Raw genomic sequence first — 19,196 nt, 5'->3', positions numbered from 1 at the left:
CGGATAGATCAGATTGAAATGGAACCGATGCCGAGCGGAATGATGTCGACCTTTTCTCCCGCCGGGGCCGCGGGCGCATGCGGCGGTCGGATCAGCAGGCAGTTGGCGTCCGCGAGCAGGGCCAGCATCGAGCTGTCCTGGCGCTCGAACACCTCGGCCACGGCCTCGCCGTTCTCGTCGAGATGGTAAACCGCGCGCAGATAATCCTGCCGCCGGTCGTTTTCCTTCAGCGGTTTCGCCAGCCGGGCCTTCAGGACGGTCGTATGCGGTTCGGTCCGCCCAAGCATGGTGGCGATCGCCGGACGCAGGAAAATGGTGCCGCAGACGATGGTCGAGACCGGATTTCCGGGCAGCCCGAGCAGCGGCGTTCTGGCGATATGCCCGAAGATCAGCGGCTTGCCGGGCCGCATGGCGATCTTCCAGAAATCGAGCTCCAGCCCGTCCGGTCCGAATGCGTCCGTGCCGAGGGCCTGGCGTATCAAATCGTGCTCGCCGACCGAGGCGCCGCCCGTGGTGATCAGAATGTCGGTACCGCGGGCGCCGCGCACCATGGCCTGGATGCCCTCCACCGTGTCGGGCGCGATGCCGAGCAGCGTCGGCTCTCCGCCGCAGGCGCGCACCAGAGCGGCGAGCGCGTAGCTGTTGGAACTGACGATCTTGTTCGGGCCGGTCGGGTCGCCCGGCCGGATGATCTCGTCGCCGGTCGGCAGGATGGCGACCCGCGGTTTCCTCCGGACCTCGATCCAGGGAACGTTCATCGCGGCAGCCATGCCGACATCGCGGGCGGTCATCACCTTGCCGGCCTTGATGCGGATGTCACCCTCGCGGAAATCCAGACCTGCCGCGCGCACAAAGGCGCCGGATTTCGTTGCTTCCGTGACCTCGAGCATGGCGCCGTCCGCTTCGGCGCTGGCGATCACGTCTTCCTGGATCACGATGGTGTCGGCGCCTTCGGGGAGGGCGCCGCCGGTGAAGATCCTGACCGCCTCGCCGGGCCCGACGGTCCCTTGGAAAACATGTCCGGCGGGCGCCGTGCCGATCCGTTTCAGCTTTGCGCCGGCTTGCGCTACGTCGGCGCCGCGCACGGCATAACCGTCCATGGCCGAGACCGCTTCCGGCGGCTGCGTGCGCCGGGCGGCGATGTCTGCCGCGGCGGTACGGCCATGCGCCTCGGTCAGCGGGACTTCCTCGGCGGGCATCAGCGGCATCGCCGAGAGGATGCGCTTCAGGGCCTCTTCGACGGCCAGCAGATCACTCGCCATGCCAGTCTCCGGATTTGCCGCCGGATTTCCGGATCAGGCGGATATTCTCCAGCTTCATGCCGCGGTCGACCGCCTTGCACATGTCGTAGACGGTGAGGGCGGCGACGCTGACGGCGGTGAGCGCCTCCATCTCGACGCCGGTGCGGCCCTTGAGCTTGCAGGTGGCGGTGATGTCGACGGCATTTCGCGCGGGATCGCAGACGAGATCGACCTTCACCGAGGTGAGGGCGAGCGGGTGGCAGAGCGGGATCAGGTCCGGCGTCTTTTTCGCCCCCATGATCCCGGCGAGGCGCGCGACGGAAAGCACGTCGCCCTTCTTCACGCCGCCATCCACGATCAGCTTCATGGTCGCCGGAGCCATTGTCACGGTGCCGGCTGCGGTCGCGATCCGTTCCGTGATTTCCTTGTCGCCGACATCGACCATGGCGGCGTTGCCGCGCTCGTCGAAATGGGTGAGTTCGCCCAACACTTCCTCCCGATGGCTCTTCCGGCCTTCTGGTTCAGGCGACCGCCGGTACGGGGTCGCTCAGCAGAGCCCTGGTGGCAGCGGTGACATCGGCCTGCCGCATCAGGCTCTCGCCGACAAGGAAGCATCGCGCGCCGACGGCTGCCATCCGGGCGAGGTCTGACGGCGCGTAGAGGCCGCTCTCCGAGATGAGCGTCCGCCCGCCCGGCACTCGTGCCGCAAGTTCCTCGGTTACCGCGAGATCCGTCACCATGGTTTTGAGATTGCGGTTGTTGATGCCGAGCAGCGGCGATTTCAGCGCCAGCGCACGGTCCAGTTCGCTCCCGTCATGCACCTCGATCAGCACGTCCATGCCGAGCTCGAAAGCCAGCGCCTCCAGTTCCTTCGCCTCCGCGTCCTCCAGCGCCGCCATGATCAGCAGGATGCAATCCGCGCCGAGCGCACGGGCTTCCCACACCTGATAGGGATCGAGCATGAAGTCCTTGCGCAGCGCCGGCAGGGAGACGGCGGAGCGCGCGGCGACGAGGAAATCGTCGTGGCCCTGGAAATAGGGAACGTCCGTCAGCACCGAAAGGCAGGTCGCGCCGCCGGCCTGATAGGCTTCGGCGAGGCGGGGCGGGTCGAAATCGGCGCGGATCAGCCCCTTGCTCGGCGAGGCCTTCTTGATTTCCGCGATCAGTCCGTAGCCTGTGCGCGAGGCCGCTTTCAGGGCCTTGGCGAAGCCGCGGGTCGGCGCGGCGTCGCCGGCACGGGCCTTGATGTCGGCAAGCGGGCGCGCAGCCTTGCAGGCAGCAATGTGCTCGCGCTTGTCGGCGCAGATCTTCGCCAGAACGTCACTCATCGTCCGCCGCCCCGTTCAGGCTGTTGGTGACCCGGATCAGGTCTTCGAGACGCGCGAGCGCCTTGCCGCTGTCGATCACTTCGGCGGCCATCGCGACGCCGTCCTTCAGGTTCGAGACCTTGTCGGCAACCATCAGTGCCGCGGCGCTGTTGAACAGCACGATGTCGCGGTAGGCCCCGGGTTTTCCCTCGAGCAGGGCGCGAAGGGCCTTCGCATTCTCTTCCGGGCCGGCGCCTTTCAGGTCTTCCGCCTTGGCCAGCGGCAGGCCGGCATCTTCTGGGGAGATCTCGAAAGAGCGCACCGCGCCGTCTTCCAGGGCGGAGACGTAGGTCGGACCGGTCGTCGTCACCTCGTCGAGCCCGTCGGAGCCGTGCACCACCCAGGCCTTTTCGGACCCGAGCCTGCCGAGCACATGCGCGACCGGCTCGACCCATTCGCGGGCGAAGACGCCGACAAGCTGGCGCTTCACGAAGGCCGGATTGGAGAGCGGGCCGAGGAGGTTGAAGATCGTCCGGGTGCCGAGCTCGACGCGGGTGCCGCCGACATGACGCATCGCGGAATGGTGCCGCGGCGCCATCAGGAAGCAGATCCCGGCTTCGTCGATCGCCTTCTGCACCAGGCTCATGTCGCATTCATTGTTGATGCCGAGCGCGCTCAGCACGTCGGCGGCGCCGGTGCGGGAAGAGAGGGCACGGTTGCCATGCTTGGCGACCGGCACGCCGGCCCCGGCGAGCACGAAGGCGCTGGCAGAGGAGATATTGTACGTCTTGGCGCCGTCGCCTCCGGTGCCGACCGTATCGATCGCATTGGCCGGTGCCTTGATACGCAGCGCTTTCGCCCGCATGGAACGGGCGGCACCGGTGATTTCCTCGACGGTCTCGCCCCGGACCCGGAGCGCCATCAGGAAACCGCCCATCTGCGCGGGCGTGGCATTGCCCGTCATGATGATGTCGAACGCGGCCTCGGCCTGCTCTTCGGACAGCGTGGCCCCCGTCGCCACATGCCCGATGAGCGACTTCATGTCCTGGATGTCGCCGCTCATGTGCCGGTCTTCCTCAGTTCGGATTCCAGAACGTCGAGCGGTTTCAGCGGCTCGGCATTGACGCCGGCGATGCGGAGGAAGTTCTGCAGCAGCTTGTGGCCATGCTCGGAGGCGATGCTTTCCGGATGAAACTGCACCCCATGCACCGGCAGCGTCTTGTGCTGCAGGCCCATGATCATGCCGTCCTCGGTCTCTGCCGTGATCTCGAGACAGGCGGGCAGCGTCGCGCGGTCGACCACGAGCGAATGGTAGCGCGTCGCGTCGAAGGGGCTGGGCAGGCCTTCGAACACACCCTTGCCGGTATGGCTGACCTTGCTGATCTTGCCGTGCATCGGCACCGGGCCGCGGGTGATCTTGCCGCCAAAGGCCTGGCCGATCGACTGAAGGCCGAGACAAACACCGAAGACCGGAACCTTTCCGGCCGCCGCCTCGATCAGCGGCAGGCAGATGCCGGCGCGGTCCGGATCGCAAGGTCCCGGGGAAAGCACGATGCCCTGCGGATTGAGCGCCATCACCTCATCGACCGAGATCTTGTCGTTGCGATGTACGACGACCTCGACACCCAGCGATCCGAGAAAATGCCAGAGATTGTAGGTGAAGCTGTCGTAGTTGTCGATAAGTATGAACATTTTCAGTCTGTTATCGAATTCAGTTGAAGTAAGATCGAAGGCTCTTCTAGTGTTTATAGCAAGTGGCCAAGCTTGCGGATAGAGACTGCCCCGCGAGACAGGGCTTGGCAAATTTTTTTGGGTCCGGTGCATGGCGCGGAAACGCAAGGCAAGCAGCAGATTTGGCGGTGCGGCGGTCGCGCTTGGCGCCGGCGGTTTCGTCGCGGCGGTGTTCGCGGCGGGACTCTGGGCGGGGATGCAGTTCGGGGGCGATCCGGAACGCGTGCCCGTTGCAGCCGCCCCGCATGTCGCCGCGCCTGTTCAGAAGAAGGTTCCGCCCCCTGCTCCGGGGCCGTCGGATCAGGCGGCGATGGACCGGTTGGTGGCCCGGATCGCGGAACCCGAGCCGGAACCGGAACCGGTCGCGACACCGCTTCCGGTGCCCGCGCCCTCTCTGCCGATCAAGCCGACCGCTCGTAACGATCAGCTTGCCTGGGTAAAGAACGCCGTTTCCGTCACGCCGCAGCCGGGTCTGCCGATGATCGCGCTGGTGATCGACGATGTCGGTGTCGATAGGCGCCGTTCCGATGCCGTCGTCGCCCTTCCTGGTCCCCTGACGCTGTCCTTTCTGACCTACGCGCAGGATATAGCAGACCAGGTCGCCGCCGCGCGTGCCCATGGGCACGAGCTGATGGTGCATATCCCGATGCAGCCCAAGAGCGCGGACGCGGATCCCGGGCCGAATGTCCTCAGGGTCCGGGACGACCGGGCGGAACTTTCCCGCAAGCTCGATTGGGGCCTGTCGCGCTTTTCGGGCTATGTCGGCATCAACAACCACATGGGAAGCCGCTTCACGTCCGACCGCGCCGGAATGGATGCGGTGATGGCGGCACTGGCGCCGCGCGGCCTGTTCTTTCTCGATTCCGTCACTGCACCGGATACCGCGGGACCTGCGGCGGCTCTGGCGGCGGGCGTTCCGGTGCTGAAGCGCGATGTCTTTCTCGACAACGAGGACTCGCCGGAAGAAGTCCGCTACCGGCTGGAGCAGGTGGAGAAGATCGCCCGCCAGACAGGCGCGGCGATCGCCATCGGGCATCCGCACGATGCGACCATCACGGTTCTCCGGGACTGGATTCCCGATGCAAAGGCACGCGGTTTTGCTATCGTGCCGGTTACGGCGCTTGTCCGCAGGCGCTATCCCGCGCTTTGGCAGGCGGCGGGACGCTCCTGAGGATCGAAAAAGGAAGTCGCTTTGATCGACTGGACATTCGTAACTTTCGACGAACTCACTGGCGCGGATCTCTATGACATCCTGCGCCATCGTCAGGACGTTTTCGTCCTGGAGCAGAAGTGCTTCTATCCGGACATCGACGGGAAGGACCAGGTCGCCCGCCATCTGATCGGTCGGGGAGCGCATAACACCTTTCTCGCCTATATGCGGATTCTCGGTCCCGGCGACTATTACGACGAGCCGGCGCTCGGCCGCATTCTGGTGACTCCGGAGGCGCGTGGCCGAGGTCTTGCGCGCGCGTTGATGGCGGAAGGCCATGCACGGGCGACGGCGCTTTATGGAGACGTGCCGCTGCGTCTGAATGCGCAGGCCTATCTCAAGGACTTCTATCAGAGCGTCGGCTACGAGATCGTCCGCGGCCCTTACGACGAGGACGGCATCCCGCATTACGAGATGCTGAAGGCGGCCTGAGGGGGCCTTCGCGGACGATCTTCAGATCGCGATCGCCGCGCCGTCGCGGCGGGAATCTGCGGCGCCGGAGAGTGCGCCGCTTTTCGGATCGCGGCGGATCGCATGCATGCCGCCGCATTCCATCGAGAACGGCTTGACCAGCGCGATCTCGTGGCCGCGCCGCTTCAGTTCCTCGATCACCGGTTCCTCCACGCGCGATTCCAGATTGACTCTGGCGCCATCCCAGAGCCGCGCGCGCGGCGCATCGATGGCGGCCTGGAGTTCGAGGCCGTAATCGAGGTGATGGACCATGGCCTGCGCCTGGGTCTGAAGGATGCCATAGCTTCCGGGCGTGCCAAGCGCGAGCACGACTTCGCCGTCCGTGAGAGAGATCGAGGGGGCGAGGCACATGCCGAAGCGCTGACCGCCGACGAGGCGGTTCGGCGAGTCCGGATGCAGATCGCCCCAGTTCATGAAGTTGTTCATGATCACGCCCGTGCCCGGAATGACGACACCGGACCCGAACATCGATCCGAGGCTCTGGGTCAGGCAGATCGCGTTGCCGTCGCGGTCGACGGCGGACATGGACGTCGTGTGCTCCCGCAGCTTGACGCCGTCCGGAAGCGGGCCGGTACCGAACTGCTCCGTCCGTCCGATGATTGGCGCCGGGGCGAGCAGGAGGTCGCGTAGCGGGTCCATATAGCGGTCGCTCAGAAGCTCCGCGACCATCTCCGGGCTGCACTTGTTGTTGCGGATGCGGGTTTCCGCCGCGAGGCGGACGGCCCGGAACACCGTATCCAGATGATCGGCAGAGAGATGTTCCTTGCCGGCGAAATCGATGCCGCCAAGCAGCTTCATGGTCAGCAGGAACTGGAAGGACTCGGCGGGCGGTGGCGGCACGTGAATGTCGAGGCCGCGATAATTCGTGACCACCGGTTCTTCCCAGACCGCCTCGACGGCGGCGAGATCGTCCTCGGACATGCAGCCGCCGAGCGACTGGAGATGCGACACCATCTGCCGGCCGAGCGGCCCGTCGTAGAGATAGGACGGGCCCTCGGCGGCGATGGCCTCGAGGGTATTCGCGAGATCGGGCTGCTTGAAGACCGTGTTGAGCGTGGCATTGCCGGACGGCTCGATATAGGTCGAGAGCCATTCCGGCTGCATCGTTCTCGGTCGGCTAACGGCGACCATTTCGACGAAGAAGGGGGATACCGGAACGCCTTGCCGGGCATGCCGGATCGCCGGCGCCAGCAGGGTGGAGAGGGGGAGAGTGCCGAGCTCGGAAGCGAGCTTGCACCAGCCCGCGAGATTGCCAGGCGTGCCGCTGGCATTCGCGCCGTCGCGGATATCGAGACTATCGAGCTTGTCGGCGTCGAAGGCGGCGGGCACTGGCGGATGGAAGTCGAGAACGCGGACTTTTCCGTCCTTCGCCGTGAACAGCGTGGCGCAGCCGAGGCCGGCCAGACCGGACATGAAAGGTTCTGCGACATTCAGGACTGCGGCAGTGGCGACGACCGCATCGAACGCATTGCCGCCGGCCTCCAGCATCTTCGCGCCGGCCGCCGAGGCGAGCGGGTGAGCGGAAGAGACAATTCCGCCGACAGCACGTACAGTCGGACGGCCGTGTGAATAGACGGCAACCATTTGAATTTCTCCGTTGGAACGACGCGGGCAGGACACCCGCACCCATGGTGAAAGGTCGTAAGACGACCGGAATCAGGATGTCGCCCGCCCGGGCGATGATCAATTCAAAATGCACTTCCCGGGCGGCAAGCGCCCGGAGCCGCCCCGGCGCTCTCAGCTGTCGTCGAAGTCCGACATGAAGTCGGCGAGTGCATTCTTCTGCTTTTCGGAAAGCTGCGCCGGCCCATTGTCGGTCTGCCCGGATGGCATGAACTCCGGCACTGATCTGCCGAGGGCGGCCAGAACGGCAGCGATCAGGTCCGCCTCGTCGATCGGCTTGGTGACGCAGGCCTTCATCCCGATACCGAGATATTCCGCGACGTTCTCGGCCAGCGCATTCGCGGTCAGCGCTATGACCGGCGGCATAGCGGTGCCGGCCTGCTCGCTGATTTTCCCGAAGGCGGTCATGCCGTCCATACCCGGCATGTTGATGTCCATGAGGATCACGTCGTAGCGCTTCCTGAGGGCCTTGCTGACGGCGATCTCGCCGTCTTCGGCGAATTCCACCGCGCCGCCGAGGCGGCCGATGATGTGATCGATGACATATCTGTTCGTGCTGTTGTCCTCGGCGACGAGAAGCGTGATGCCGTCGAGCGGCTGTCCGAAGATCCTGGTGTCGGAGGGAAGTGCCGGCCGCTCGGCGAGAGTGACCGGAATGCTGACCGTAAACCGGCTTCCCTGGCCGAGTTCGCTGCTGACAGTGATGTCCCCGCCGAGCCGGTTGATGATGTCCTTGCTGATCCACAGCCCGAGGCCGAGACCGTCGCCGACTCGTGACTGGTAGAACCGGTCGAAGATCTCATCGATCTCCTCGGGAGCAACGCCCTTGCCGGTATCCGAGACGTCGATGAAGAGCCGGACGCCGTCCGCTTCCGGCTGCAGTCGGAAGCCGATGACGATCATGCCCTGCTGGGTGAACTTGATCGCATTGCCGACAAGATTCACGAGAACCTGTTTCAGCCGGTTCCGGTCGCTCCGGACGTACCTGGTATCGTCGGAGCCCTCGACGAACTCGACAGTGTTACCCCGGTCCCGTGCGCGTTCGGCGAGCAGGCTTGCAACCTCGTCGATCAGGGCCTGGATGCTGAAATCGGAAGGATTGAAGGTGAACTTGTCGTTCTCCAGCCGGGTCACGTCGATCACGTCCTCGATCAGCCCGCACAGCATGTCGGAGGAGGCATGGGCGACCCGTGCCATTTTCAGGATGCGCTCGTCGGACGTGGCATATTCGATTTCCCGTAGCATGCCGTTCACGGCATTCAGCGGTGTCCGCATCTCGTGGCTGACGACGCCGAGGAAACGTGTCTTGGCCTGGCTCGACCGCTCGGCTTCCTCGCGGGCTTTCTGGTGCTGTTCCTTCTCGCGGATGAGCAGGCGGAAGGAGAGGTTGTTCTTGGAGAGCAGCCAGAAGATCACCGAGAACGTGAAGCCGAAGAACAGAAGCGTCGCGATGACGACGAAATAGGCCCCGTCGGGATTTTGCAAACCATGTCCCTGGTTCGGGTCGATGGAGACGACCTGAAGTCCCCTGATGTCGCCAATCTTCCAGTCGGTTTTTGGCGAGGACGGATGACTGTTGTGGCAGGCGACGCAGTTCTCCTTCATCCGGATCGGGGTTGCGAAACGGAAGATCTCGCCGTCCTCGGTTTCCGAAAGCCGGGAATAGCGATTGTCGAAGCTGCTCCGGAATCTCGAAAGTGCCTCCTTCTCGAAGTCCGTCAGCTTGCGCTCGGAGCGCCACGGGAACGGGAACTCGCTGGTGACGCGCAGGTTCACGTTGGCGTTCCGGCTGTTGAGGAACTGGGTGAGGTCCAGGGTCATGGTCGCCGGGATCGGGATGGCGTTTTCTCTCGCCAGATAATCGTGCGTCACGTCGATATCCGTTGACCGCACGCGGTCGAGAATGACCGTTCCGTAGAACTCCCGGAATGTCGATATCGAGTTCGAATAGGCCTCCGCGACCAGCTCATAGGACTGGAACTCAAGCTTTTTTTGGTTCCAGAAGACGATCGAGATGATCGTGCCGCAGAACAACACGCTTCCAAGCGTAAGGAGAATGACGAACGAAGGAGCGATCCGACGCTTCATTTTTAAGTCCGGTCGTCGCGGGCGGTCGGGTCGAGGGCTTCTATGGGGGCCGCGTTGGAGATGAACCACCAGAAGGACCAAGACAGGACGATCATCAGGACGAACGTGACGATCAGTGCGGTCATCACCAGAAAATTGATCGACCGGAGGTCCTGCATGCTCCGCTCCAGGGTGCCGGTCCGGTCGGTGTAGATCTCGACCACCCCGACAATCACGCCGTTGGGGTCATCGATCGGAATGTAGCTCGAGACGAGGTCGCGGTCGTAGACCTGGCCGTCGAGCGCAGAGAAGGTTCCGCGGTGCGAGATCTGGCTGCCCGGTTTACCCTGCGTTGCCGCGATGAACGGTGGGTGATCGCCGTAATTCTCGCCGATCTGTGCGGGGTCGCTGGAATAGACCGTCAGCCCGTCGGTATTGAAGATCTTCACCTTCATGATGTCCGTACCGAGCATGAAGGTGCGGATCGTCTCGTCGACGCGCTGGAGGACTTCGCCGTTCAGGTCTTCGGGAGCATCCGGTTTGTCGTGCTTCAGGCCGAACTGGCTTTCGAGGCGCGGATAGACTTCGTTGATGAACAGCTTGGTCGTCGTCGCATTCGCGGCCTGCGAGGAATTAGTGATGGCCCGGACGATCGTCTCGTTGAATTGGCTTGTGATCAGCAGATATTCGCCGATCAGTGCAACCGTGATCGCCGCGATGAGGATCATCGGGATTCGTGGAATCGTCATGGGCCGCCTCTTGGTCCTGGCTGCTGTAAGTGACGGCCTGTTATTGATTGGATTTTATTTAAATTATCTGAACGAGACTGAAATTTTTGCGGGAGAGGCCGAAACCTTCCCGGGTGCAATGGGGCTCGTCAGGGACGGTCGGGGCGGCGGAACATCGCACAGAAAAGAAACGAAAACGCCGCCCGGAGGGGGCGGCGTCTCGCAATCGTCTGTCTTGCGCAGATTACGCTGCGCTGCGCGTTCCGGCCGCGTCCGCCTCGTCGATTGCGGCCTGGGCCGCGGCCAGACGGGCGATCGGCACGCGGTAAGGCGAACAGGAGACGTAGGTCAGGCCGACCTCGTGGCAGAAGCGGACCGATTCCGGATCGCCGCCATGCTCGCCGCAGATCCCCATCTTTAGGTCCGGGCGGGTCTTCTTGCCTTTTTCCGCTCCCATGCGCACCAGGGCGCCGACACCGTCACGGTCGATGGTGATGAAGGGATCGGCCGGAAGCAGCCCTCGCTGCAGGTATTCCTCGATGAAGGAGCCGGCATCGTCACGCGAGAAGCCGAAGGTGGTCTGTGTCAGATCGTTCGTGCCGAAGCTGAAGAATTCGGCGGTCTTGGCGATCTCGTCCGCGACCATGCAGGCGCGCGGCAGCTCGATCATGGTGCCGACCATATAGTCGAATTCCTCGCCGCTTTCCTTCTTCACGGCATCGGCGATGCGATGGACGATCGTCGCCTGATCGTCCATCTCCGCCTTGGTGCCGACCAGGGGGATCATCACTTCCGGAATGGCCGTGATCCCTTCCTTCTTGACCGCGATGACGGCCTCGAAGATGGCCCGGGCCTGCATCTCGCAGATTTCCGGATAGGTCACCGCGAGGCGGCAGCCGCGATGGCCGAGCATCGGGTTGGCTTCATCGAGTTCCGCCTTGCGCAGTTCCAGCGCGCGGAGCGAGACACCGGCCGCGTCGGCCACATCCTGCATTTCCTCTTCGGTGTGCGGCAGGAACTCGTTCAGCGGCGGGTCGAGCAGCCGGATGGTCGCCGGCAAGCCGTTCATAATGCGGAAGAGGGCGGTGAAGTCCTCGCGCTGGTACGGCAGCAGCTTGGCGATCGCCGCGCGGCGGGCCTCCGGATCGCGGGCGAGGATCATCTCGCGCATGTGCACGATGCGCTCCGGGTCGAAGAACATGTGCTCGGTGCGCGAGAGGCCGATCCCTTCGGCGCCGAAATCGACCGCGGTCTGCGCATCGAGCGGGGTTTCCGCGTTGGCGCGGACGCCGAGGGTGCGGAACTCGTCAACCCAGCTCATCAGCTCGCCAAAATCGCCGGTCAGTTCCGGCTTGATGGTCGCGACTTCGCCGCTCATCACCTCACCGGTGGTGCCGTCGAGGGTGATGACGTCGCCTTCGGCGAATTCACGGCCGCCGGCCAGCATCACCTTGTTCTTCGCGTCGACCTTGATCTCGCCGGCGCCGGAGACGCAGGGCGTGCCCATGCCGCGGGCGACGACCGCCGCGTGGGAGGTCATGCCGCCGCGCGTGGTCAGGATTCCCTCGGCGACATGCATGCCGCCGATATCCTCGGGGCTGGTCTCGTTGCGGACCAGGACGACCTTCTTGCCGGCCTTGACCCATTCTTCTGCCTCGTCGGCGGTGAAGACGATCTGGCCGCTGGCGGCGCCGGGAGAGGCGGGCAAGCCGCGCCCGACGACGTCACGCTTTGCGGACGGGTCGAGCGTCGGGTGCAGCAGCTGGTCGAGCTGCGCCGGGTCGATGCGTTTGATCGCCTCGCGCTTGTCGATCACGCCCTCGCGCACGAGGTCGCAGGCGATCTTGAGCGCGGCCTTGGCGGTCCGCTTGCCGTTGCGCGTCTGCAGGATCCAGAGCCGGTTCTGCTGGACCGTGAACTCCATGTCCTGCATGTCGCGGTAATGGCCCTCGAGCTTCGCGCGGATGTCGCAAAGCTCCTTGAAGACGTCCGGCTGGGCCTCTTCCATGGAGACCAGGGTGCTGCCGCTTTCCTCGCGTTCCTTGAGGGTGAGGGGCTGCGGCGTGCGGATACCCGCCACCACGTCCTCGCCCTGCGCGTTGACAAGGAACTCGCCGTAGAAATGATTGTCGCCGGTCGACGGGTTGCGGGAGAAACAGACGCCGGTCGAGCAGTCGTTGCCCATATTGCCGAACACCATGCTCTGCACGGTCACGGCTGTACCCCATTCCTCCGGAATGCCGTGCAGGCGCCGGTAGGTGTTGGCACGCTGGTTCATCCAGGAGCCGAACACGGCGCTGATGGCGCCCCAGAGCTGTTCCTTCGGATCGGACGGGAAGTCCTTGCCGAGAACCTCTTTCACCCGGGCCTTGTATTCCTTGACGATGGTTTTCCAGTCGTCGGCCGTCATCTCGGTGTCGAGGCTGTAATCCTTGAGGTCTTTGTAGTCCTCGAGGATCTCCTCGAAATTGTAGTGTTCGACCTCGAGCACGACGTCGCTGTACATCTGGATGAAACGGCGGAAGCTGTCATAGGCGAAACGCTCGTCACTGGTTTCGCGCGCCAGCGCCGCGGCGGTGTCGTCGTTGAGGCCGAGATTGAGAACCGTGTCCATCATGCCCGGCATCGAGGCGCGGGCGCCCGAACGGACGGAGACGAGGAGCGGCTTGTCGGTGGAGCCGAAGCCGCGGCCGAGCTGGGTCTCGACCGCCTTCAGGCTGGCCTCGACCTGGGCTTCCAGATCGCCCGGATAGGTGCGGCCATTGGCATAATAGTGCGTGCAGACCTCGGTCGAGATCGTGAAACCCGGCGGAACCGGCAGGCCGAGGCTGGCCATTTCGGCCAGGTTGGCGCCCTTGCCGCCGAGCAGCTCGCGCAGTTTGGCCGAACCGTCGGCCTTTCCAGCTCCGAAATTATACACCCACTTGGCCAAGTCGCTCTCTCCAAGTCATGGTTCCGGTGCCTTGCGTCCAGGGCACTCGCGTCCGGGACGCACGGCACCGTCTGAATGTTGCACCTGCGAAGGTGCAACGGGACGCAAGCTGTTTACTCAAAGAAAGGCGCCGTTGAAAGCAAAGAGTCGCGGATTGGAGCCCAATTTGACTCTTTCGTGACGCTTGGCCGCAGGCTCAGTGCGCCATGAGTACCGGGACGGTCATGTTTTCGAGCACGTCGCGCGTCGTGCCGCCGAAAATGTCCTCCCGGATCCGGGTGCGGCTGTAGGCACCCATGACCATGATATCGGGATCGGTCTTGGCGCAGTGGGAGAGGATCGTCTTGCCGATCCCGCCTTCCTCGCGAAGTACGACCTGACGCGCATCGATGCCATGGCGGCGCAGGTGGCGCAGGATATCGTGGCCGCAATCCGGCGGTGTGTCGTCCGGTACCACGGTTACGAGGTCCAGGCGCTTCTTGGTTTCGAGTATCTGCATTGCGTCGGTCAGGGCGCGGGCCGCCGGACGGCTGCCGTCCCAGGCGACGACCGCGAACTCGTTGAAGGCGCGGTCCTTGTAGGCCGTCGGCACGATGATTACCGGTTTGCCCGAGAGCAGCACCACGTCTTCCGGCCGGAACATGTCTGCGGTTCCGCTGCTGCCATTGACCTGCCCGGTCAGAAGAATGTCGAAATAGCGGGCGGCCTTGGCGAGAACCCGTGTCGGCTCGCCTTTTTCGGCGGACCAGTCGCCGTTGTTCTTGTGGCCGAGCGCCTTCAGGTCCTCGCGAAACTTGGCCTCGATCCCGGCGACATTGTCGGCTTCCGCCTGCTTGAGGGATTCGAGTGTGCTTTCCGGGATCCACTGACGGGTCAGGCTGTCCAGCTTCATCGGCGGGCTGACATGCAGGCCGGTGATGGTCGCGCCGTACTTGTCCGCCATCCGCACGGCCAGACGAAGAGCCGCGCGCGAGCTTTCACCGCCGTTGAACGCTACGGCCAGATCCTTGATTGCCATTTCTTCCTCCCCCTGCCGCCTGGTTCATTCGGCGGCTTCGACTTTTTCCGTTAATGGTTCGATCTTGGCAGCGCAGAACTTGAACTCCGGGATCTTGCCCATCGGATCAAGCTGCGGGTTGGTAAGAAGGTTGGCGGCCGCCTCGGCGAAGCAGAACGGGATGAAGATCATCCCTTCCGGGACGTCGACATCCTGCCGTGCTTTCAGGGTGACTTCTCCGCGCCGGGTGGAGACGCGTACGAAATCGCCCGCCGAAACGCCCATCCGCTTCATGTCCCAGCGGTTGAGGGCGGCGATCGCTTCCGGTTCCAGGGCATCCAAAGTCGCCGAGCGGCGCGTCATGCTCCCGGTGTGCCAGTGCTCCAGCAGGCGTCCGGTGGTGAGCACCATCGGATAGTCCGCGTCGGGAAGTTCGGCCGGTGGCGTCACCTGGGCGGGCACGATCTTGGCCCGCCCGGTGGCGGTCGGGAAGCGGTCGCCGAAGATGATCGCATTGCCCGGCCTGTCCGGCGCATCGCACGGGTAGGTGACGGCTTCCTCGCGTTCCAGCCGCTGCCAGGTGATGTTCTTCAGCGACGGCATGACTTCGGTCATTTCGGCGAAGACGTCCGAAGGATGGCCGTAGTTCCAGTCAAGCCCGATGCGGCGGGCCAGCTCCTGCACCAGTTCCCAGTCCTGCCGGGCCTGGCCGGGGGCGGGAACCACGGGGCGGGCGATCTGGACCTGCCGGTTGGTGTTGGTGAAAGTGCCCCATTTCTCGGCATGAGCCGAAGCGGGCAGCACAACATCGGCATGCCAGGCGGTCTCGGTCAGGAAGATATCCTGCACGACGAGATGCTCGAGCTTCGCGAGCGCGGCGCGGGCATGGTTCTGATCCGGATCGGACATCGCCGGGTTCTCGCCGAGGATGTACATCGCCTTGATCTCGTCGGCGAGGATCGCGTCGATGATCTCGACGACGGTGAGCCCCTTTTTCGGATCGAGCTGGGTTCCCCAGAACTCCTCGTAATGGGAGCGGATATCCGCATCCTCGACCGATTTGTAGTCGGGGAAGACCATCGGGATCAGACCGGCGTCGGAGGCGCCCTGGACGTTGTTCTGGCCGCGCAGCGGGTGCAGGCCGGCGCCCGGACGGCCGATTTGACCGGTGGTGAGCGCCAGAGCGATCAGGCAGCGCGCGTTGTCGGTGCCGTGGATGTGCTGCGAGACGCCCATGCCCCAGAAGATCAGCGAGGCGGTCGAGGTCGCGTAGAGCCGCGCGACGGAGCGAACCGTCTCGGCCGGGATGCCGCAGATCTCCTCCATCTTCTCCGGCGAGAAATCCTTGATGCTGGATTTCAGCGCCTCGAAGCCCTCGGTGTTCGCGGCGACATACTGCCGGTCGTAGAGCTCTTCCTCGACGATGGTGTGCAGCATGCCGTTCAGCAGCGCCACGTCAGAGCCTGGCTTGAACTGCAGCACGCGGGTCGCATGGCGCGAGAGGCCGTTATTCTGTCCTCGCGGGTCCATCACGATCAGTTCCTTGCCGCGCTTCGCCGCGTTCTTCAGGAAGGTGGCGGCGACCGGATGGTTCTCCGCCGGTCGGGCGCCGATGACGATGATGCAGTCGCTCTGTTCCGCTGCCGTGAAGGGTGCCGTTACCGCGCCGGAGTTCAGGCCTTCCATGAGGGCCGCGACGGAGGAGGCGTGGCAGAGCCGGGTGCAATGGTCGACATTGTTCGTGCCGAAGCCCTGACGGATGAGTTTCTGGAAGAGATAGGCTTCTTCGTTCGAGCACTTCGCCGAGCCGAATCCGGCAAGCGCGCTGCCGCCGTCGCGGTCGAAGACCTTCTTCAGGCCCACCGCCGCGCGGTCGAGAGCTTCCTCCCACGTGGCCTCGCGGAAATATTTCGAAACCTCTCCGCGGCCGATCTGCTGGTCGCCCGCCTTTGGCGCGTCGTCGCGCCGGATGAGGGGGACCGTCAGCCGGTCGGGATGGTGGATATAGTCGAAACCGAAGCGGCCCTTGACGCAGAGCCGGTTGACGTTGGCCGGACCGTCGCGCCCGTCGATATGGAGGATCTTGTCGTCCTTCACATGGACCCGGGTCTGGCAGCCGACACCGCAATAGGGGCAGAGCGTGTCGACCACGCGGTCTGCGTATTCCGTGCGATGGCCCGCCTTGTCGAGCAGGTTCGCTTCCATCAGCGCGCCGGTCGGGCAGGCCTGGACACATTCGCCGCAGGCAACGCAGGTGGACTCGCCCATGCCCTCGTCGAAATCAAAGACGATCTTGGAGCCGTTGCCGCGATAGGCCATGCCGATGACGTCGTTCACCTGCACTTCGCGGCAGGCGCGGACGCAGAGATTGCAGTTGATGCAGGCATCCAGATTGACCGCGATGGCGGAATGGCTGCTGTCGGCGAGCGGCCTGCTGCCGGCCGGGAAGCGGCTGGCGTCGCCGATCTGCATTGCGTCGACCCAGTTCCAGAATTTGGAGTCCGGATCGTGGCTCGTCTCGCGCTCCGGCTGGTCGGCGATGAGCAGTTCGAACACCATCTCGCGGGACTTCTTCGCCCGCTCGCTGGCGGTATGGACCTTCATGCCGGGACTCGGCGTCCGGATGCAGGAGGCGGCGAGGGTACGCTCGCCCTCGATCTCGACCATGCAGGCGCGGCAATTACCGTCCGCGCGGTAATCCTTTTCCGGCTGCCAGCAGAGATGCGGGATCTCGGTCCCGAGACGGTCCGCGACCTGCCAGATGGTTTCGCCCGGATTGGCTTCGACGGTCTCGCCGTTCAACTCGAAAGAGATGCGCTCGCTCATTTCAGGTCTCCCGGGAAATATTTCATCACCGATTTGATCGGGTTCGGCGCGGCCTGGCCGAGGCCGCAGATCGAGGCGTCGGCCATCACCTGGCTGAGTTCGGTCAGAAGGTCCGAGTCCCAGCTCGGCTGGCTCATCAGTTTGACCGCCTTCTCGGTGCCGTTGCGGCAGGGCGTGCACTGGCCGCAGCTCTCGTCCTCGAAGAATTTCAGCAGATTGAGTGCCACGTCCTTCATGTCGTCCTTGTCCGAGAGGATGACAACGGCATGCGAGCCGACGAAGGAGCCGTGTTTCTCGAGCTGGCCGAAATCGAGCGGAATGTCGGCCATGTCGGCGGGCAGGATTCCGCCGGAGGGGCCGCCCGGAAGGTAGCCCTTGAAGCTGTGCCCGTCGGCCATGCCGCCGCAATGATCATTGATCAGTTCGCGTGCCGTGGTCCCGGCCGCGACCAGTTTCACGCCCGGGTTTTTCACCCGGCCGGAGACGGAGTAGCTGCGCAAGCCCTTGCAGCCGTTCGTGCCCTGGGAAGCAAACCATTCGGCACCGTTCTTCAGGATTTCCGGCACCCAGTAGAGGGTCTCGACATTGTTCACCAGCGTCGGACGGTCGAACAGGCCGCGGACCGAGACGAAGGGCGGACGGTGGCGCGGCAGGCCGCGCTTGCCCTCGATGGACTCGATCATCGCCGACTCTTCGCCGCAGATATAGGCACCGGCGCCGCGGCGGAGATGGATCTTCGTATGTTTAGCGAGCCCGGCGGCTTCTACCGCCGCGATCTCCTTCAAGAGGATCTCGCGGGCGGCGGGGTATTCGTCGCGAAGATAGATGTAGACTTCCTCGGCCTCGACGGCCCAGGCGCCGATCAGCATGCCTTCGAGGAACTGGTGCGGATTGCTTTCGAGATAGAGCCGGTCCTTGAAGGTGCCGGGCTCGCCCTCGTCGCCGTTTACGGCCATCAGGCGGGGACCGGTCTCGGCCCGCACGAAACTCCATTTGCGGCCCGTCGGGAAACCGGCGCCGCCGAGCCCGCGCAGACCCCCGTCGGACAGGGTTTCGATCACCTCCTCGACGCTGCGCTGTCCGGAGGTGCAGGCCTCCAGGACCTTGTAGCCGCCGGTCGCGCGATAGGCGGAGAAATCTGCATATTCAGGAATTTCAGGATGCAGATCCCCGCTTCTCGCAACCTCGAGAACGCTATCCGGGGTGCAGTGATCCACATGACGGTGCCCGACTTCCGCCGCGGGAGCGAGGTCGCAGCGGCCCATGCAGGGCGCGCGCAACACGCGGATATCGGAACCCGCATTGCTTTCCAGCTCCGAGATCAGGCGTTCCGCGCCGGCAAGGGCGCAACTCAGGGACTCGCAGACGCGGATCGTGACCGGAGCGGGGCGCGCTTCGCCATCCTTTACGATGTCGAAATGGGCATAGAAGGACGCGACTTCGTAGATCTCCGCCATCGGGATCCGCATCTCGGTGGCGAGGGCGTGCAGCATGCCTGCCGGAAGGCAGCCCTCGCTGTCCTGGATCAGATGCAGATGTTCGATCAGCAGGTCGCGGCGTCGGGGGCGATCGCCGAGCAATGCCCGGACCTTTTCCAGATCCGTTCCGTCCAGCACACGGCCTTTGTTGAAGGTCGGTGCCTTTCGGCGCCCCGATCCGGGGTGGATCTTCTGACCGGTCTTGATCTCATTCATTCCTGTCGGGCCTTCTTGTTGCTTCCTCAGCATCCCTGACGCTCTTGCGGCACCTAGGGCACTCTCCCAATAGCGTTCGGTTGAAACGCTAACTGCGGGGTTTGAACAGGCTTCGTCCATTCACGCCATCATTTCGCTTCTGAGCGTCGGATTAAGGGCGACTGCCATCAGTCGCGGACTGCTCACCCCGGCACCGAAACGACGTGGCTATGATCGGCATGTTCGCCAAAAAATCGAAAAACCATTTTTCATTTATGTCTATCTCCGATCCCGGTCCATCGGCGCCATTTACCTTGGCATCTTGTATACCATAGTCGCGCGAAGACGGCCTGTCGAGAGCCGGAAAACGGCGGCCGAAAGAGGAAAAAA

General features: G+C 64.1%; 14 protein-coding genes. 2 read left to right on the top strand and 12 right to left on the bottom strand.

Translation table 11 applies throughout. From position 1 onward, the window contains the following. Nucleotides 1-8 precede the first annotated feature (8 nt). Genes glp through JJ959_RS01640 form a run of 5 tightly spaced genes read right to left on the bottom strand, consistent with a single transcriptional unit; the run spans nucleotide 9 to nucleotide 4,240 of the window. Entirely contained in the window at nucleotides 9-1,262 is a 1,254-nt protein-coding gene (gene glp, locus JJ959_RS01660; protein ID WP_366816896.1) for a gephyrin-like molybdotransferase Glp, read from the bottom strand. Continuing rightward, on the bottom strand, nucleotides 1,252-1,728 hold the full coding sequence (moaC, locus tag JJ959_RS01655) for a cyclic pyranopterin monophosphate synthase MoaC (RefSeq protein WP_292879521.1): 477 nt from the start codon (nucleotides 1,726-1,728) through the stop codon (nucleotides 1,252-1,254). Before moaC ends, glp begins: the two co-directional genes overlap by 11 nt. Nucleotides 1,729-1,762: 34 nt before the next feature. Beyond that, nucleotides 1,763-2,569 (bottom strand): indole-3-glycerol phosphate synthase TrpC, encoded by an 807-nt coding sequence (gene trpC / locus JJ959_RS01650; protein ID WP_292879520.1) that lies wholly within the window; start codon nucleotides 2,567-2,569, stop codon nucleotides 1,763-1,765. Continuing rightward, nucleotides 2,562-3,611: an anthranilate phosphoribosyltransferase gene (trpD, locus tag JJ959_RS01645; protein WP_292879519.1), complete on the bottom strand. Its 1,050-nt coding sequence runs from the start codon at nucleotides 3,609-3,611 to the stop codon at nucleotides 2,562-2,564. Before trpD ends, trpC begins: the two co-directional genes overlap by 8 nt. Continuing rightward, nucleotides 3,608-4,240, bottom strand: a complete 633-nt coding sequence (locus JJ959_RS01640; RefSeq protein WP_292879518.1) for an aminodeoxychorismate/anthranilate synthase component II — start codon at nucleotides 4,238-4,240, stop codon at nucleotides 3,608-3,610. Before JJ959_RS01640 ends, trpD begins: the two co-directional genes overlap by 4 nt. Before the next feature lie 130 nt (nucleotides 4,241-4,370). On the opposite strand from JJ959_RS01640, the gene JJ959_RS01635 reads away from it, so the two are divergent. Together JJ959_RS01635 and JJ959_RS01630 are read left to right on the top strand one after the other, a co-directional pair. After that, complete coding sequence (locus tag JJ959_RS01635; protein ID WP_292879517.1) at nucleotides 4,371-5,450, top strand: divergent polysaccharide deacetylase family protein; 1,080 nt, start codon at nucleotides 4,371-4,373, stop codon at nucleotides 5,448-5,450. Nucleotides 5,451-5,471: 21 nt separating this feature from the next. After that, nucleotides 5,472-5,921, top strand: coding sequence for a GNAT family N-acetyltransferase (locus JJ959_RS01630; RefSeq protein ID WP_292879516.1), 450 nt, complete (start codon nucleotides 5,472-5,474; stop codon nucleotides 5,919-5,921). 21 nt (nucleotides 5,922-5,942) lie between these two features. Here JJ959_RS01630 and JJ959_RS01625 read toward each other — a convergent pair whose 3' ends face one another. From JJ959_RS01625 to JJ959_RS01595, 7 genes are all read right to left on the bottom strand, one after another. Beyond that, nucleotides 5,943-7,544 carry a gamma-glutamyltransferase family protein gene (locus JJ959_RS01625; protein ID WP_292879515.1) on the bottom strand — a complete coding sequence of 534 codons (1,602 nt, stop codon included), beginning with the start codon at nucleotides 7,542-7,544 and terminating at the stop codon, nucleotides 5,943-5,945. Between the two features lie 153 nt (nucleotides 7,545-7,697). Beyond that, a complete protein-coding gene (locus JJ959_RS01620; protein ID WP_292879514.1) occupies nucleotides 7,698-9,671 on the bottom strand; it encodes an ATP-binding protein in 1,974 nt (657 codons plus the stop codon). Between the two features lie 2 nt (nucleotides 9,672-9,673). Then, nucleotides 9,674-10,399, bottom strand: coding sequence for a hypothetical protein (locus tag JJ959_RS01615; RefSeq protein WP_292879513.1), 726 nt, complete (start codon nucleotides 10,397-10,399; stop codon nucleotides 9,674-9,676). Nucleotides 10,400-10,622: 223 nt separating this feature from the next. Next, nucleotides 10,623-13,310 carry a pyruvate, phosphate dikinase gene (gene ppdK / locus JJ959_RS01610; RefSeq protein WP_292879512.1) on the bottom strand — a complete coding sequence of 896 codons (2,688 nt, stop codon included), beginning with the start codon at nucleotides 13,308-13,310 and terminating at the stop codon, nucleotides 10,623-10,625. Between the two features lie 196 nt (nucleotides 13,311-13,506). Next, nucleotides 13,507-14,328 (bottom strand): universal stress protein, encoded by an 822-nt coding sequence (locus tag JJ959_RS01605; RefSeq protein ID WP_292879511.1) that lies wholly within the window; start codon nucleotides 14,326-14,328, stop codon nucleotides 13,507-13,509. A 24-nt stretch (nucleotides 14,329-14,352) separates the two neighbouring features. Next, nucleotides 14,353-17,133 carry a formate dehydrogenase subunit alpha gene (fdhF, locus tag JJ959_RS01600; RefSeq protein WP_292879510.1) on the bottom strand — a complete coding sequence of 927 codons (2,781 nt, stop codon included), beginning with the start codon at nucleotides 17,131-17,133 and terminating at the stop codon, nucleotides 14,353-14,355. After that, a complete protein-coding gene (locus JJ959_RS01595; protein ID WP_292879509.1) occupies nucleotides 17,130-18,827 on the bottom strand; it encodes an NAD(P)H-dependent oxidoreductase subunit E in 1,698 nt (565 codons plus the stop codon). Before JJ959_RS01595 ends, fdhF begins: the two co-directional genes overlap by 4 nt. Between the last annotated feature and the right edge of the window lie 369 nt (nucleotides 18,828-19,196).

The sequence above is a fragment of the Nisaea sp. genome (assembly GCF_017640745.1).
Taxonomy (GTDB): domain Bacteria; phylum Pseudomonadota; class Alphaproteobacteria; order Thalassobaculales; family Thalassobaculaceae; genus Nisaea.
The sequence above is the reverse complement of the archived record's forward strand: the minus strand, read 5'-3'. Positions and strand labels throughout refer to the sequence as shown.